The sequence below is a fragment of the Azorhizobium oxalatiphilum genome (assembly GCF_014635325.1).
GTDB classification, from domain to species: Bacteria; Pseudomonadota; Alphaproteobacteria; order Rhizobiales; family Xanthobacteraceae; genus Azorhizobium; species Azorhizobium oxalatiphilum.
Genome location: NZ_BMCT01000005.1, coordinates 140,262 through 154,916 on the forward strand (window position 1 = coordinate 140,262; position 14,655 = coordinate 154,916).

The following is a 14,655-nucleotide window of genomic DNA, read 5'->3' on the forward strand; positions in this document are numbered from 1 at the left end:
ACGCCCGCGCGCTGAGGGGAAACATCCCGCATGAGCCTCGTTCACCGTCTGCAAACCGCCATGCTGCTGCTGGCAGCGGTGGTGCTCCTTGCCTGCGCCGCGCCCGCTTCCGCGCAGACGCCAGCCGCGCAGCCCCCCTCCGCTGACCTTGCGCCCGCGCTCGAAAAGATCGCCGCCGACAGCTATTCCGACACCGAGGCCGCGCTGGCGCTGCTCTCCACCAGCACCAGCCCACAGGCCGCCGTCATCGTCGCCGCGCTGGCGGACGGGCGGCTGCTGATCGATGCCGCGACCAAATCCGTCTATGTGCGCGCTGCTGACGGCACACTCAGCGCCGCCGCCACCGGCGCCACTGTCTCTCCCGCGCCCGCCGGCCTCAAGGCGGTGCGCCTCAACAACCGCGTCCGCCGCGCCATCGATGCCGCCTCCGGGGCGCTCTCGCTGCTGGCGCCCGAACCGGCCAGGCGGGCCGAGGCCGCCGCCGCCGTCTTCAAGTCCCGCGATGCGGCGGCGCTCCCCACCCTTCAGGCGGCCATCGCCAAGGAGACAATCCCTTCCGTGCGCGAGGCGCTGGAACAGGCGCGCGCCGCCATCCTCATCACCGCGCCCGGCATCAGTGAGGCCGATCGGCTCGGGGCCGTGAAGCTCGTCACCGCGCGCGGCGATCAGGAAGCCCTCGCGCTTCTCTCCAACCTGCCGGCCGACGCCACCCCGGCGGTGAAGACCACGGCGGAGCAGGGTGTGGCCGCCATCAACCGCTCGCTCGCCATGTGGAACGTGGCGCAGAATGTCTGGTACGGCCTCTCGCTGGGCTCGGTGCTGCTGCTGGCGGCCATCGGCCTTGCCATCACCTTCGGCGTCATGGGCGTGATCAACATGGCCCATGGCGAAATGGTGATGCTGGGGGCCTACACCACCTACATGGTGCAGGACGTGATCCGCACCTCCTACCCTGGACTGTTCGGCTGGTCACTGGCCATCGCGCTGCCGCTGGCCTTCCTGTTCACGGCGCTGGTGGGCATCCTCATCGAACGGCTCGTCATCCGCTTCCTCTATGGCCGGGCGCTGGAGACCCTGCTCGCCACATGGGGCCTTTCGCTCATGCTCCAGCAGGCGGTGCGCACCATCTTCGGCCCCACCAACAAAGAAGTCGGCGCGCCCTCGTGGATGTCGGGTGCCTTTCAGGTCGGCCAGCTCTCCATCACCTACAACCGGCTCTGGATCATCGTCTTCGCGCTGATCGTGTTCGTGGCCCTGCTGGTGGTGCTGAAGCGCACGTCGCTGGGCCTTTATGTCCGCGCTGTCACCCAGAACCGCCGCATGGCGGCGGCCATGGGCATCCGCACCGGGCGCATTGACGCGCTCACCTTCGGCCTCGGTTCGGGCATCGCGGGCATTGCCGGCGTGGCGCTGTCGCAGATCGATAACGTCAGCCCCAACCTCGGGCAGGGCTACATCATCGACAGCTTCATGGTGGTGGTGTTCGGCGGGGTGGGGAACCTCTGGGGCACGCTGGTGGGGGCATTCACGCTCGGCATCGCCAACAAGCTGCTGGAGCCGTTTGCCGGCGCGGTGCTGGGCAAGATCGTGCTCCTCGTGTGCATCATCCTCTTCATCCAGAAGCGTCCGCGCGGCCTGTTCGCGCTCAAGGGCCGGGCGGTGGAAGCATGAACGGCTCCGGTATTCTGGATCGTCGCGGCACGATCTTCATCGTCCTCGTGCTGGCGGCCGGCGTGCTGGTGCCGGCCTCCAACCTGCTGCTATCGCCGAGCAGCCCCTTCTATGTCTCGGACTATCTTGTTCCGCTGCTCGGCAAGTATCTGTGCTACGCGCTGCTGGCGGTGGCGGTGGATCTGGTGTGGGGCTATTGCGGCGTGCTCTCGCTCGGCCACGGCGCCTTCTTCGCCCTCGGCGGCTATGCCATGGGCATGTATCTGATGCGCCAGATCGGCGCGCGCGGCGTCTATGGCAATCCCGTGCTGCCGGACTTCATGGTGTTCCTGAACTACAAGGAACTGCCCTGGTTCTGGCTCGGCTTCAATCACTTCCCCTTCGCCGCGCTGATGGTGCTCCTCGTGCCCGGCGCGCTGGCCTTCCTGTTCGGCTGGTTCGCCTTCCGCTCGCGGGTGACGGGTGTTTATCTGTCGATCATCACGCAGGCCATGACGTTCGCGCTGATGCTCGCCTTCTTCCGCAACGACATGGGATTTGGCGGCAACAACGGCCTCACCGACTTCAAGGATATCCTAGGCTTCCCGATCACGGCGGGCACCACGCGCGGGGCTCTGTTCTTCGCCTCCGCCATCGCGCTGGTGGGTGGCTATCTCATCTGCCGGGGGCTGGTGGTCTCCAAATACGGCAAGGTGCTGGTGGCGGTGCGGGATGCGGAAAGCCGCACCCGCTTCCTCGGCTACAAGGTGGCGAACTACAAGCTCCTCGCATGGACGCTCTCGGCCATGCTGGCCGGTGTGGCGGGCGCGCTTTATGTGCCGCAGGTGGGCATCATCAATCCGGGCGAGTTCGCGCCCGCCAATTCCATCGAGACGGTGATCTGGGTGGCGGTGGGCGGACGCGGCACGCTCGTGGGTGCGGCGCTCGGCGCGCTGGTGGTGAATGCGGGCAAGACCTGGTTCACCGGCGTGCTGCCGGAGGCGTGGCTGTTCGCGCTCGGCGCGCTGTTCGTGGTGGTGACGCTGTTCCTGCCGCGCGGCATCATCGGTCTGTGGGGCGATGTGTCGGAGCGCCTGCGCAAGCCGAAGCCGGACCAAGTGCCGGAGGCTGAAGCCCCGGCGAAAGCGGCGGAGTGAGGACCATGGAACCCATCGCCCAGTCGCTGCTCTATCTCGACAACATCTCCGTGGTTTTCGATGGTTTCCGGGCGCTCAACAAGCTCTCGCTGACCATCGAGGAGGCCGAGATGCGCGCCATCATCGGCCCCAACGGCGCCGGCAAGACCACCATGATGGACGTCATCACCGGCAAGACCCGGCCCACCGCCGGCGAAGCGCTGTTCGCCGGCGTGCATGACCTGACCACCATGGACGAGGCCGACATCGCCCAGCTCGGCATCGGCCGCAAGTTCCAGACCCCCACCGTGTTCGACATGCACACGGTGGAGGACAATCTGCTCCTCGCGGTGAAATCCGACCGGCGGGCGTTTGCCAACATCTCCTGGCGGCGGACATCGCACGAGAAGGCGCGCATCGGCGAACTGCTGGAACGCATCCGCCTGAAGGACCAGCGCCACCGCAAGGCGGCCGAACTCTCGCACGGCCAGAAGCAGTGGCTGGAGATCGGCATGCTGCTGGCGCAGGAGCCGCGCCTGCTCCTCGTGGACGAGCCCGCCGCCGGCATGACCGATCAGGAGACGGCCGACACGGCGGATCTTCTGCGCGACATCGCGCGAACGCGCTCGGTGGTGGTGGTGGAGCACGACATGCAGTTCGTGCGCGATCTGGATGTGAAGGTGACGGTGCTGCACGAGGGCTCGGTTCTGGCGGAAGGCTCGCTCGATCAGGTGAGCGCCAACGAGCGCGTCATCGAAGTCTATCTGGGGCGGTGAGGATGGCGGCCGTCTTTTCCCCAATGAGCGGAGCCTCATCATGCTGAAGGTCGAGAACCTCGATCTCTATTACGGCGCCGCCCACACGCTGCGCAAAGTCTCGCTGGAAGCCACGAAAGGGCAGGTCACGTGCGTGCTCGGCCGCAACGGCGTGGGCAAGACCTCGCTGCTGCGCGCCATCGTCGGGCAAAGGCCCATCGCCGGGGGCAGCATCTCCTACAACGGGCAGGACATCACCCGCATGCGCACCTATGACCGGGCGGCGCTCGGCATCGGCTTCGTGCCGCAGGGGCGCGAGGTGTTTCCGCTGCTCACCGTGAAGGAGAATCTGGAGACCGGCTACGCGCGCCTCGCGGGCAAGGACAAGTACGTGCCGGACGAGGTGTTCGAGCTGTTCCCGGTGCTGAAAAGCATGCTGGGGCGGCGTGGCGGCGATCTTTCCGGTGGACAGCAGCAGCAACTCGCCATCGGCCGCGCGCTGGTGACGCGCCCCGGCCTCCTCGTGCTGGATGAGCCCACGGAAGGCATCCAGCCCTCCATCATCAAGGACATCGGCCGGGCCATTTCCTATTTGCGCGACAAGGGCGACATGGCCATCGTGCTCGTGGAGCAGTATTTCGAATTCGCGCGGGAACTCGCCGATTCCTTCATCCTGATGGAGCGCGGCGAGGTGGTGGCGCGCGGCGACAGGAGCGGCCTCGATGGCGACGACGTCCGCCGCCTCATGGCGATCTGAGCAAGGTCGCGAGGCGGTCCCCCAGCAGCAGACGATGACGACAACAGGCAGCGATCCGCGCCGGCAGCGGGCCATAGGTACCGTGCGTCTTGGCGTCACCGCCATCGCCGGCCAGACCCGCGTGGCGGATGTGGCGGAAGCCGGCTCCATGCGCGTGCGCATGCCGCGCACCGGCGGCACCATGCTGGAAGGCGTGTTCGTCAATACCGCCGGCGGCGTGGCCTGCGGCGATCATTTCACCATCGGCGTCGATGCGTCGGCGGATGCGCGGGTGGTGCTCGCCACGCCGGCTGCGGAAAAGATCTACCGCTCCGATGGCGATACCGCCCGCATCGACGTGCATCTGACGGCGCAAGAGGGCGCCCATCTGCACTGGTTGCCGCAGGAAACCATCCTGTTCGACAGCGCCCGCCTCAAGCGCCGTTTCACCGTGGAGCTGGACCCCACTGCCCATTTCCTCGCGTTCGAGGCGCTGGCACTGGGTCGGGTGGCGCGGGGCGAGGTGATGAACTCCGGCCATCTGGAGGATCACTGGCAGGTGAAGCGCGGCGGCGGCCTCGTCTATGCCGATGCGCTGCGGCTCACCGGCCCCATTGGGGAGCTGCTGCGCCGCCCTTCGGTTGCGAATGGCAACCGGGCGTTGGCCACCTTGCTTTATGTGGCCCCGGATGCCGAAGCGAGGCTGGACGAAGCGCGCGCGCTCATGGAAGGTGCGCGCAGCGAATGCGGCGCCAGCGCATGGAACGGCCTTCTGGCCGCCCGCTGGCTGGCGCCAGATATCGACACGCTGCGGCGCGATGCCGTGGCATTCCTGACCGCCTTTCGCGGGGTCGAAATGCCCCGCGTCTGGGCCTTATGAGGAGACTGCCGTGCTGCTGACGCCGCGGGAGAAGGACAAGCTCTTGATCGCCATGGCCGCCGAGGTGGCCCGCAAGCGCCTCGCGCGCGGCGTGAAGCTGAACCATCCGGAAGCCATCGCCCTCATCACCGATGCGGTGGTGGAAGGCGCGCGCGACGGCCGCACCGTCGCCGAACTGATGGAGGCGGGCGCCAAGGTGCTCACCGCCGATCAGGTGATGGACGGCATCGCCGAGATGATCCACGACATCCAGGTGGAAGCCACCTTCCCGGATGGCACCAAGCTCGTCACCGTGCACCACCCCATCCGGGGCAAGGCCTCGGACGACGTGCCGGGCGAGTTCATCACGCCCGAGGGCGACATCGTCTTCAACGAAGGCGCCGAGCGGGTGACGGTGACGGTGGCCAACACCGGCGACCGACCCATTCAGGTGGGCAGCCACTATCATTTCTACGAGACCAACGCCGGCCTCGCCTTCGACCGGGAGAAGGCGCGCGGCATGCGCCTCGACATCACGCCCGGCACGGCCGTGCGCTTCGAGCCCGGCGCGACGCGCGAAGTCACCCTCGTGCCGCTCGGCGGCAAGCGCGAGGTCTATGGCTTCCGCGGTGATGTGATGGGGAAGCTGTAAGGCGATTTTCGTTTTGTGGTATGATCTCTCAAAAGTAAGGAGAGGCGAGTAAGGAGAGGCGATCATGGCGCATATGGGTGCATCCACGGTCACAAGCAAAGGGCAGGTCACGCTGCCGGTGGCCCTGCGGGACAAGTTCGCCATTCAGGCGGGGGATCTCGTGGAGTTCTTCGAAGGCTATGACGGCACGCTGAAGATGCGCATCCGGGCCCGCAGCGCGGCATCCATCGTGGGCACCCTGTCTCACCTGCGCGCTGATCCGCGTTACGCCACCGATGCCGAAGCCATTGTGGAGGAGGTGTCCGCTCGCGACGCGCGGACGCGGCGGGGCAAGGGGCGTACCGCATGAGCGTCGGCATGATGGGGCTCGATACCAACATCCTGCTGCGCGCCCTGCTGAAGGACGATGCCCGTCAGTCCCCGGCTGCTGCGCGCGTGCTGGAAGGCTTGACGCCGGAAGCCCCCGGATATGTCAATATGGCCGTCCTGCTGGAGGTGATGTGGACGCTGAGCCGCCGCTACAAGGCGAGCCGCGCCGAACTGATGGCGACGCTGGAGGGGCTGCTGGAGAGCCCCGGCTATGTGCTGGCGGATCGAGAGGCCGTCATTGACGGTCTGGAGATCATGCAGGCTGAAAAGCTCGATTTTGCCGACGCGATGATCGGCGCGCTGAACCAGAGGGCCGGATGCGAGGCCACCTGGACGTTCGATGCCAAGGCCAGCACGCGCGCTCTTTTCCAGCGTGTCGAAAGCTGAGCGGCGGCCCATGCAAAACACCGGCACAAGCCGAACGGGAGGGGAATGACCATGGCCACCCAGCATTACACCGGAAGCTGCCAATGCGGCGCGGTGGCGTTCGAGGCGGATCTCGATCTGGACCGCACCGTCACCTGCAATTGCTCGCGCTGCCGCAAGCTCGGCAGCATCCTCGCCTTCACCCCCGAGAGCAGCTTCTCGCTGAACGAGGGCGGCGAGACGGCGCTGAATGAGTATCGCTTCAACACCCACAAGATCACCCATCTGTTTTGCGCCACCTGCGGCATCGAGCCCATGGCGCGGGCCACCGCCCCGGATGGCACGCCCACGGTCGCGGTCAATGTCCGCTGCCTCGACGGCGTGGACCTCAAATCCCTGACACCGCACGAACATGACGGCGCGAGCGCGTAAGGAATAACGATGACACAGGCCCGGCTTTCCCGTTCCGCTTATGCCCACATGTTCGGCCCCACCACGGGCGACAAGGTGCGGCTCGCCGACACCTCGCTCGTCATCGAGGTGGAGCAGGATTTCACCACCTATGGCGAGGAGGTGAAGTTCGGCGGCGGCAAGGTGATCCGTGACGGCATGGGCCAGAGCCAGGTGGCCAATGCCGATGGCGCCGTTGATACGGTGATCACCAATGCGGTGATCCTCGATCACTGGGGCATCGTGAAAGCGGACGTGGGCCTCAAGCATGGCCGCATCGCCAAGATCGGCAAGGCCGGCAATCCCGATGTGCAGCCGAATGTGGACATCATCATCGGCCCCGGCACCGAGGTGATCGCGGGCGAGGGCAAGATCCTCACCGCCGGCGGCTTCGACAGCCACATCCATTTCATCTGCCCGCAGCAGATCGAGGAGGCGCTCGCCTCCGGCGTCACCACCATGCTGGGCGGCGGCACCGGGCCGGCCACCGGCACGTTCGCCACCACCTGCACCCCCGGCCCGTGGCACCTCGCCCGCATGATCGAGGCGGCGGACGCCTTCCCCATGAATCTGGCCTTCGCCGGCAAGGGCAATGCCTCCCAGCCCAAGGCGCTGGAGGAGATGGTGCGGGCCGGCGCCTGTGCGCTGAAGCTGCACGAGGACTGGGGCACCACCCCCGCCGCCATCGACTGCTGCCTCTCGGTGGCGGATGAGTTCGACATCCAGGTGATGATCCACACCGACACGCTGAACGAGAGCGGGTTCGTGGAAGACACCATCGCCGCCTTCAAGGGCCGCACCATCCATGCCTTCCACACGGAGGGCGCCGGTGGCGGCCATGCGCCGGATATCATCAAGGTGGCGGGCCTGCCCAACGTGCTGCCGTCCTCCACCAATCCGACGCGGCCCTATACGCGCAACACCATCGACGAGCATCTGGACATGCTCATGGTGTGCCACCACCTCTCGCCCTCCATTCCGGAAGACCTCGCTTTCGCCGAGAGCCGCATCCGCAAGGAGACCATCGCCGCCGAGGATATCCTGCACGACATCGGCGCCCTCTCCATGATGTCGTCGGACAGCCAGGCCATGGGCCGGGTGGGCGAGGTGGTGATCCGCACCTGGCAGACGGCGGACAAGATGAAGCGCCAGCGCGGCTCGCTTGCCGGTGAGAACGGCAACGACAACATGCGCGCCCGCCGCTACATCGCGAAGTACACCATCAATCCGGCCATCGCCCACGGCATGTCGAAGCACATCGGCTCGGTGGAAGAGGGCAAGCTGGCGGACCTCGTGCTGTGGTCGCCGGCCTTCTTCGGCGTGAAGCCGGATCTGGTGCTGAAGGGCGGCGCCATCGCGGTGGCGCAGATGGGCGATCCCAACGCCTCCATCCCCACCCCGCAGCCGGTGCATTACCGGCCCATGTTCGGCGCCTATGGCCGCGCCCGCACCCACACCAGCCTCACCTTCGTCTCGAAGGCGGCGGTTGAGGACGGGCTGGCGGCGAAGCTCCAGACCGGCAAGACGCTGGTGGCGGTGGACAACGTCCGTTCCGGCATCGGCAAAAAGGACATGATCCATAATGGTGCGACCCCGCATATCGAAGTCGACCCGGAGACTTATGACGTAAGGGCTGACGGCGAATTGCTGGTGTGCGAGCCGGCCGATGTGCTGCCCATGGCGCAGCGGTACTTTTTGTTCTAATCCAAGGCGATACCCCAGAGCCCGCGCGGGAAGGTGCGGGCACCCGGAGCTTTCGTTATGACCCGTTCGACCAAGGTAATCCGTCACCTCGGAGTCCGCGCCGATCTCGTGGCCGATACCATCACCCTGGACCATCATGCGCGCCATCGCCGCCGCGTGACCCTGAAGACGGACAGTGGCCTCGAATTCCTGCTGGACCTCGACCGCGCCGTGGTGCTGGACGATGGCGATGCGCTGGAGCTGGACGACGGCCGCCTCGTGCAGGTGAAGGCCGCCCCCGAGAAGCTGGTGGAAGTGACCACCTTCAACCCGCTGCGCCTGATGCGCGCGGCGTGGCATCTGGGCAACCGGCACGTGCCTGCCGAAATCACGCAGGAAGCCATCTATATCGCCGAGGATGCGGTGATCGAGGCCATGCTGCGCGGCATCGGCGCCGCCACCAAGCAGGTGGTGCGCCCCTTCAAGCCCGAGCGTGGCGCCTATGAGGCCTCGCAGGCCCATGGTCACGGCGGGCATGACCACGGGCATGACCACGACCACGGTCACGATCATCACGACCATGGCCACAAGCATGAGCATGGCCATGATTGCGGCTGCGGTGGGGACCACAAGCATCACCATGGCTGATGAAGACGGGGCGGGCACGCCCGCCCCGCAACGGGGATATCCGGCGGGCACGACCGCCCCGATGCCTGCATCGATTCCGGAAACCGCGCCTGCGCCGGCCCCCACCGGCGCGTCTCCCACCAGCGCGCTCGCGCTGTTCGCATGGCTGTCCCCCGGCTTTCCGGTGGGCGCCTATGCCTATTCCCACGCGCTGGAATGGGCGGCGGAAACCGGCGACATCATCGACGAGGCGAGCCTGCAATCATGGCTCGCCGACCTCCTCGTGCTCGGCTTCGGCCGTGCCGATGGCATCCTGCTGTGCCATGCCCATGCGGCGGGCCTTGCCGGCGACCTTCAGGCGCTCGCCGAGGTGAACACCCGCGCCGTGGCGCTGGCCCCTACCGCCGAGCTGCGGCTGGAGAGCTGCCAGCAGGGCCGCTCCTTCCTCGATGCGGTGCGCGCCGCATGGCCGCATCCCACACTGGACGATGCTTCCAGGGCGCTGCCGCCGGACGTGGCCTATCCCGTGGCTATCGGCTTCGCGGCGGCCCTGCATGGCATCAAGCGCGAGGATGTGCTGGAGGCCTTCCTGTTCTGCGTGGCGCAGACCTTGGTCTCCGCAGCGCTGCGCCTCGCGCCCATCGGCCAGACGGCGGGCACCCGCGTGGTGGCGGCCCTGCTCGCACCTGTGAAGGCGCTGGCGTTGGACATTCCTTCCCTCACGCTGGATGATCTCGGCACGGCGACCTTCCGTGCCGACCTCGGCAGCATGCGGCACGAAACCCAGTATACGAGGCTGTTTCGATCATGAGCGGATTGGGCAACGGACCCCTTCGGGTGGGCATCGGCGGGCCGGTGGGCTCTGGCAAGACGGCGCTGATGGAGCAGCTCTGCAAGGTCTTCCGCCAGCGCTACAACATCTGCGCCATCACCAACGACATCTACACCAAGGAGGACGCGCGCCTTCTCACGGTTGCCGGCGCGCTGGAGCCGGAGCGCATCCTCGGCGTGGAGACGGGCGGTTGCCCGCACACCGCCATCCGCGAGGACGCCTCCATCAACCTGCGCGCGGTGGCGGACATGCAGGCGAAGTTCCCCGGCCTTGAGATCGCGCTCATCGAGAGCGGCGGCGACAATCTGGCCGCCACCTTCTCGCCGGAGCTGGCCGACATCACCATCTATGTGATCGACGTGGCCGGCGGCGAGAAGATCCCGCGCAAGGGCGGGCCGGGCATCACGCGCTCCGATTTCCTGGTGGTCAACAAGACCGATCTCGCCCCCATGGTGGGCGCCGACCTCTCCATCATGGAGGCGGACACGAAGCGCATGCGCGGCACGCGGCCGTACGTGTTCGCTGCCATCCGCCATGGCAAGGGCGTGGAAGAGGTGGCCGACTTCATCGAGAAGGCGGGCGGCCTGACGGCCGCCGCCTGAACGCGATACGCGAAAGGCTCGATAACCAGTGTTCGTCATGCCCGGGCTTGACCCGGGCATCCACGTCGGGCCGACAGTGGACGGATGGAAGGAAAAGGGCGATCGCGCATCAGTTCCCGCCGCACGCCCGGAACAACCACGTGGATGGCCGGATCAAGTCCGGCCATGACGAATGGTGAGGGGAGGCTTTCACAAACCCTTCCGCCCCTCCCGTCTTGACCTTATTTCCATCTCCTCCGGAGGGGCATTGATGGCCGATCGTTCCGCACTGCCCACCGGCCCCGCCGATGACGACGGCCGCCTCGTGCTGCCGGCGGCCGCGCGCAATCGCGATCCCATTCTCGACGTGCTGCGCGCCGTGCTGCCCGCCTCCGGCCTCGTGCTGGAGATTGCCTCGGGCTCGGGCGAGCACGCGGTGCATTTCGCCCGCGCCCTGCCGGGCCTGATCTGGCAGCCCTCCGATCCGGTGAAGGAGGCACGAACCTCGATTGCCGCCTGGACCGCCGCTGAGCATCTGCCCAACATCCGTCCGCCGCTGGCGCTGGATGTGATGGACTGGCCATGGCCGCAGACGCAGGCGGACGCGATGGTGTGCATCAACATGATCCACATCAGCCCGTGGGCGGCGACCGAGGCGCTGATGCGCGGGGCAGGGGCTCTGCTGCCCATGGGCGGCGTTCTGGTGCTCTATGGCCCCTATCTGCGCGATGGGGTGGAAACCTCGCAGGGCAATCTCGATTTCGATGCCGATCTTAAGCGCCGCAACCCGGACTGGGGCGTGCGCCGGCTGGAGGACGTTTCCGCCTGCGCGGCGACCCATGGGCTCGCGCTGGACCGGGTGCTGGAGATGCCGGCCAATAATCTGTCGGTGGTGTTCCGGCGCGGCTGAGCCTGAGAGGGACGCGGCGCGGGGCTGCCGCGCTTTCCGCATGCGCCTGCGCGTGCCCGGCCGTCCGGGATCATCCATGAGTGCATGATCAGCACCCGCGGATGCCCTGCCATGCGCGGGCCTGTCCGGCCAAAGAAAATGGCTGCCCAGCATATACACGCAACCTGTACGGCCGATGGCGCGCGCGCGTGGGCGCGCTTTGTTTGTGTTCGCCTTGAATCGCATGTGTTTGCGCCGGAAAATCGCTGGCAATATTGCATCCGTTGCGCATTTTAAGGTTGAGTGATGTAAGTTATGCTGTCCTATTTTATAGTCTCGAAATGTGAATAAAAGTATTCGATTGACTCTATATGTGAGTCTCTAAATTATTGTTTGGGCGTGCGGCTATTTTAGCATGCTAATCATAGTTTGATATGGAGAGAAACATGCCACAGGTCATCATTACCTATGCTGCGAACCCGGCCTACGCGCTGGCGGCCACCAACCCGCAGACCAATGCGCCGGTCACGCTGCAGCCGGTGGTCAAGACCCCGCTGTCCCAGCTGCTGTGGAATGTGAACCGCCTCAACGGCCTGATCACGCTGGCCGCCTCGGTGTCGCCGAACATTCTCGCGCTGTCGACGTCCGGTCAGAACCAGTCGCCCATCACGTTGCAGCTCCTGGCTCCCGGCAGCGCCAACCAGCAGTGGAATTTCCTCATCGGCACCACGGTCATCAACAGCATCGGCTTCCCCGGCTACGTCATCGACAATGAGGGGCGTGGAACCACGGCCGGCAATACGATCTGGCTGTATCCCGTCAATGGATCGCCGGCTCAGCAGTGGAATCTCGAAGTGCAGGACGCCGCCTCCGTGGCGGCGGTGGCCAAGGAACTCGCGCCGGCCTGACGGACACCGTCCGGCCCGGCCGCATGCCCCGGCCCATCTGCACGCGCAGGCAGGTGGGGCGGGTGCGTGCGGCAGGCTCGCGCACCGGCTCTGGAGCGTTCCCGTGTGCCATGGCAACACAGGAGCGCTCTAAGCCGTTGGCTTGTTCTGTTTTCCCGGAGAGCCGCGCACACGCCTTCGGGTGTGCTCTATCAATGCGTTGGAGCGTTGGCTGCAAGCCGTGCCGCGAGCCTTTCCGCCCGCCGCGCCTGCTGTTTCGGCGCGGGGTCTATCGCTTGAGGCACAGCACCAGGACGCCGCCGCACAGGTTGGACGCGATGCCGTGCCGCTCGGAGCGGATCAGCTTCCAGAAGGCGTCCTTGAACCCGACGGCGCGGGCCCGGTCGAGAATGTCCCAGCCGGGAATCTCGAAGACGAGGGAGCCGTCCTGCGGGCGCATGGGGTTGCCATGGAACTCGGGCTCCATGAGATGCACCAGCCGGCCGAAGCGGAGCTTGGCCTTCAGGATCGATTGATGCTGCATGAAGGCGAGCGGGCAGGTGCCGATGTGCCAGCCGCCCGGACGCAGGACGCGGTGGATTTCCTTCAGGGCCGCATCGAGGCGCGGCACATGCTCCAGCACCTCGTTCGTGATCACCAGATCAAAGAGGCCCGATGCGAAGGTCAGCTTCGTCAGATCCTGATGCGGGATCGGATAAAGCGCCTCCTTCTCCTGCCGGTTGATCGCATATTCCGCACCGATGAACTTGGCGAAACGCCCCCGCATCAGCAGCGCGAATTCCGTCAGTCCTTCGGTGGCAAAGATCTTGCTGTTGTATTTGTCCAGCTCGGGCACGCAGGTTTCGAGCGCGAACAGGGTACCGCGGAGCCGCGACGACAATCCGCCGGCCAGCCCCGTCTCGCGATAGTTCTCGCGATTCCACGTGATTTCCTCTGGTGCGAAATGACGGTTGGTCAGGGGTTCAATAATACCCGACTCCATCGAGGCGCGGAGGACCTTTTCGGTCTCGGAATCCTGAGCCGCCTGACTGTTCTGCTCCCACCAGGCCATCCATTCCTGGTAGCTGCGGATGTCTACGTGGATTATTGAGTCGTCAGATTCACGAGAAAGCACCTTGGTCTCCCCACCACAGGTTGCATCTTGCTAACATGACTGGCGGGAGGGGGGAGATTGTCCAAAAGGCGCGTGTTATATGTCATTAAATGTAATTCGCCTTACTCTACCTCGCCCCAGCCGCGCGCGGCCACCTCGTCCACATTGCCCCGGTGCACGGTCTCGTAGGGCTCGAAATAGCCCAGCGTGCCAGCGGCGAATTCCTCGGCCATGAAAGATCGCAGGTCCATGCGGGCGAGGGCCGGATCATCCCGGCTCGCCAGCAGCTTCTCCACATAACGCCGGGTGGCCTCGATCAGTTCCACGCCATAGCCGCCCGAGGCGATCATGCCTTCGGCGCCGTGATTGGGCAGGATGCGGGTGATCGGCCAGCGGGCCATCTCCGCCAGCCCGGCGAGATGGATGGCGAGGCGCTCGGGCTCGTCCACATAGGTGATGGGATCCTCCAGCGTGTCGCCGGCCAGCAGCAGGCCGTCCGGCAGCAGCGCCACGACGCCGTCGCGGGAATGGATGTCGGCCTGCCGCAGCAGAACGGGCAGGCCGCCCACCTCCAGTGCCAGCTCGCCCTCGAAGGTGCGGCTGGGGAGCACCAGCGGGTCGATGGGCGGGTTCGCCGCCGCCATGGCCGCGCGCTTGCCCGCCAGAATGTCGGCGGTGAGCCGGCAGGAGATGATCTCGCAATCGGCGAACACCGCATTGCCCGCCACGTGGTCGTCGTGCCAGTGGCTGAGCACGACGGTGAGGTGCCGCGCCCCCTGCGCTTCCACCGTGCGGCGGATGAGGCGGGCATGGTCGAGGGAGATGTGGGTGTCGTAGATGAGCGCGTGAGCATCCTTCACGATGGCGTAGGTGGCGATGCCGAGCGCATAGGCGCCGTCATCCAGCCAGTTGGACGCCTCGCTCCAGAGTCGCTTGCCCGGCACCCGCCCGTCATAGAAGGCGAGCACGTGCGGCGCCGGGCGCAGCACGCGCAGGGTGGCGGTCATCGCGGCGGTTTCGGCGCCGGGGGCAGGGGGCATGCGGGGCCTCAATGAGCGAAGTCGTTCGG

General features: G+C 66.3%; 17 protein-coding genes. 15 read left to right on the forward strand and 2 right to left on the reverse strand.

Annotated features, from left to right (window positions below; all coding sequences use genetic code 11):
* Positions 1-30 precede the first annotated feature (30 nt).
* The 15 genes from urtB (at position 31) to IEW24_RS17390 (ending at position 12,493) form a co-directional block, all read left to right on the forward strand.
* Positions 31-1,671, forward strand: a complete 1,641-nt coding sequence (gene urtB, locus IEW24_RS17320) for an urea ABC transporter permease subunit UrtB (protein WP_244644504.1) — start codon at positions 31-33, stop codon at positions 1,669-1,671.
* A complete protein-coding gene (urtC, locus tag IEW24_RS17325; RefSeq protein WP_188580912.1) occupies positions 1,668-2,807 on the forward strand; it encodes an urea ABC transporter permease subunit UrtC in 1,140 nt (379 codons plus the stop codon). Before urtB ends, urtC begins: the two co-directional genes overlap by 4 nt.
* 5 nt (positions 2,808-2,812) lie before the next feature.
* Positions 2,813-3,562 carry an urea ABC transporter ATP-binding protein UrtD gene (gene urtD / locus IEW24_RS17330; protein ID WP_188580914.1) on the forward strand — a complete coding sequence of 250 codons (750 nt, stop codon included), beginning with the start codon at positions 2,813-2,815 and terminating at the stop codon, positions 3,560-3,562.
* Between the two features lie 40 nt (positions 3,563-3,602).
* The gene (gene urtE, locus IEW24_RS17335; RefSeq protein WP_188580916.1) at positions 3,603-4,298 is read left to right on the forward strand and encodes an urea ABC transporter ATP-binding subunit UrtE; all 696 of its coding nucleotides are present in this window, start codon (positions 3,603-3,605) and stop codon (positions 4,296-4,298) included.
* A gap of 34 nt (positions 4,299-4,332) precedes the next feature.
* Positions 4,333-5,157, forward strand: a complete 825-nt coding sequence (locus IEW24_RS17340) for an urease accessory protein UreD (RefSeq protein WP_188580918.1) — start codon at positions 4,333-4,335, stop codon at positions 5,155-5,157.
* A gap of 10 nt (positions 5,158-5,167) precedes the next feature.
* Positions 5,168-5,788, forward strand: coding sequence for an urease subunit gamma (locus IEW24_RS17345; RefSeq protein WP_188580920.1), 621 nt, complete (start codon positions 5,168-5,170; stop codon positions 5,786-5,788).
* Between the two features lie 64 nt (positions 5,789-5,852).
* Positions 5,853-6,137 carry an AbrB/MazE/SpoVT family DNA-binding domain-containing protein gene (locus tag IEW24_RS17350; RefSeq protein WP_188580922.1) on the forward strand — a complete coding sequence of 95 codons (285 nt, stop codon included), beginning with the start codon at positions 5,853-5,855 and terminating at the stop codon, positions 6,135-6,137.
* Positions 6,134-6,544: a type II toxin-antitoxin system VapC family toxin gene (locus tag IEW24_RS17355; protein WP_188580923.1), complete on the forward strand. Its 411-nt coding sequence runs from the start codon at positions 6,134-6,136 to the stop codon at positions 6,542-6,544. The genes IEW24_RS17350 and IEW24_RS17355 overlap by 4 nt, the downstream gene beginning before the upstream one ends.
* Positions 6,545-6,595: 51 nt before the next feature.
* Complete coding sequence (locus IEW24_RS17360; RefSeq protein ID WP_188581466.1) at positions 6,596-6,955, forward strand: GFA family protein; 360 nt, start codon at positions 6,596-6,598, stop codon at positions 6,953-6,955.
* 9 nt (positions 6,956-6,964) lie between these two features.
* Complete coding sequence (gene ureC / locus IEW24_RS17365) at positions 6,965-8,677, forward strand: urease subunit alpha (RefSeq protein ID WP_188580925.1); 1,713 nt, start codon at positions 6,965-6,967, stop codon at positions 8,675-8,677.
* A gap of 57 nt (positions 8,678-8,734) precedes the next feature.
* Positions 8,735-9,304, forward strand: a complete 570-nt coding sequence (locus IEW24_RS17370) for an urease accessory protein UreE (protein ID WP_188580927.1) — start codon at positions 8,735-8,737, stop codon at positions 9,302-9,304.
* A gap of 61 nt (positions 9,305-9,365) precedes the next feature.
* A complete protein-coding gene (locus tag IEW24_RS17375) occupies positions 9,366-10,094 on the forward strand; it encodes an urease accessory protein UreF (protein ID WP_188580929.1) in 729 nt (242 codons plus the stop codon).
* Positions 10,091-10,717, forward strand: a complete 627-nt coding sequence (gene ureG, locus IEW24_RS17380) for an urease accessory protein UreG (RefSeq protein ID WP_188580931.1) — start codon at positions 10,091-10,093, stop codon at positions 10,715-10,717. Before IEW24_RS17375 ends, ureG begins: the two co-directional genes overlap by 4 nt.
* A 250-nt stretch (positions 10,718-10,967) precedes the next feature.
* Positions 10,968-11,606 (forward strand): DUF938 domain-containing protein, encoded by a 639-nt coding sequence (locus IEW24_RS17385; RefSeq protein ID WP_188580932.1) that lies wholly within the window; start codon positions 10,968-10,970, stop codon positions 11,604-11,606.
* Positions 11,607-12,031: 425 nt separating this feature from the next.
* Positions 12,032-12,493, forward strand: a complete 462-nt coding sequence (locus tag IEW24_RS17390) for an RICIN domain-containing protein (protein ID WP_188580934.1) — start codon at positions 12,032-12,034, stop codon at positions 12,491-12,493.
* A 268-nt stretch (positions 12,494-12,761) separates the two neighbouring features.
* Here IEW24_RS17390 and IEW24_RS17395 read toward each other — a convergent pair whose 3' ends face one another.
* Together IEW24_RS17395 and IEW24_RS17400 are read right to left on the reverse strand one after the other, a co-directional pair.
* Positions 12,762-13,607, reverse strand: coding sequence for a class I SAM-dependent methyltransferase (locus IEW24_RS17395; protein ID WP_188580936.1), 846 nt, complete (start codon positions 13,605-13,607; stop codon positions 12,762-12,764).
* 101 nt (positions 13,608-13,708) lie between these two features.
* Positions 13,709-14,626 (reverse strand): MBL fold metallo-hydrolase, encoded by a 918-nt coding sequence (locus IEW24_RS17400; RefSeq protein WP_188580938.1) that lies wholly within the window; start codon positions 14,624-14,626, stop codon positions 13,709-13,711.
* Between the last annotated feature and the right edge of the window lie 29 nt (positions 14,627-14,655).

What these genes read in the sequence shown, in the direction of transcription:
- IEW24_RS17360 (WP_188581466.1), top strand. Translation starts at nt 6,596, where the DNA reads ATGGCCACCCAGCATTACACCGGAAGCTGCCAATGCGGCGCGGTGGCG.
- urtD (WP_188580914.1), top strand. Translation starts at nt 2,813, where the DNA reads ATGGAACCCATCGCCCAGTCGCTGCTCTATCTCGACAACATCTCCGTG.
- IEW24_RS17340 (WP_188580918.1), top strand. Translation starts at nt 4,333, where the DNA reads ATGACGACAACAGGCAGCGATCCGCGCCGGCAGCGGGCCATAGGTACC.
- IEW24_RS17350 (WP_188580922.1), top strand. Translation starts at nt 5,853, where the DNA reads ATGGCGCATATGGGTGCATCCACGGTCACAAGCAAAGGGCAGGTCACG.
- ureC (WP_188580925.1), top strand. Translation starts at nt 6,965, where the DNA reads ATGACACAGGCCCGGCTTTCCCGTTCCGCTTATGCCCACATGTTCGGC.
- IEW24_RS17370 (WP_188580927.1), top strand. Translation starts at nt 8,735, where the DNA reads ATGACCCGTTCGACCAAGGTAATCCGTCACCTCGGAGTCCGCGCCGAT.
- urtB (WP_244644504.1), top strand. Translation starts at nt 31, where the DNA reads ATGAGCCTCGTTCACCGTCTGCAAACCGCCATGCTGCTGCTGGCAGCG.
- urtE (WP_188580916.1), top strand. Translation starts at nt 3,603, where the DNA reads ATGCTGAAGGTCGAGAACCTCGATCTCTATTACGGCGCCGCCCACACG.
- ureG (WP_188580931.1), top strand. Translation starts at nt 10,091, where the DNA reads ATGAGCGGATTGGGCAACGGACCCCTTCGGGTGGGCATCGGCGGGCCG.
- IEW24_RS17390 (WP_188580934.1), top strand. Translation starts at nt 12,032, where the DNA reads ATGCCACAGGTCATCATTACCTATGCTGCGAACCCGGCCTACGCGCTG.
- IEW24_RS17385 (WP_188580932.1), top strand. Translation starts at nt 10,968, where the DNA reads ATGGCCGATCGTTCCGCACTGCCCACCGGCCCCGCCGATGACGACGGC.
- IEW24_RS17355 (WP_188580923.1), top strand. Translation starts at nt 6,134, where the DNA reads ATGAGCGTCGGCATGATGGGGCTCGATACCAACATCCTGCTGCGCGCC.
- IEW24_RS17400 (WP_188580938.1), bottom strand. Translation starts at nt 14,626, where the DNA reads ATGCCCCCTGCCCCCGGCGCCGAAACCGCCGCGATGACCGCCACCCTG.
- IEW24_RS17375 (WP_188580929.1), top strand. Translation starts at nt 9,366, where the DNA reads ATGCCTGCATCGATTCCGGAAACCGCGCCTGCGCCGGCCCCCACCGGC.
- urtC (WP_188580912.1), top strand. Translation starts at nt 1,668, where the DNA reads ATGAACGGCTCCGGTATTCTGGATCGTCGCGGCACGATCTTCATCGTC.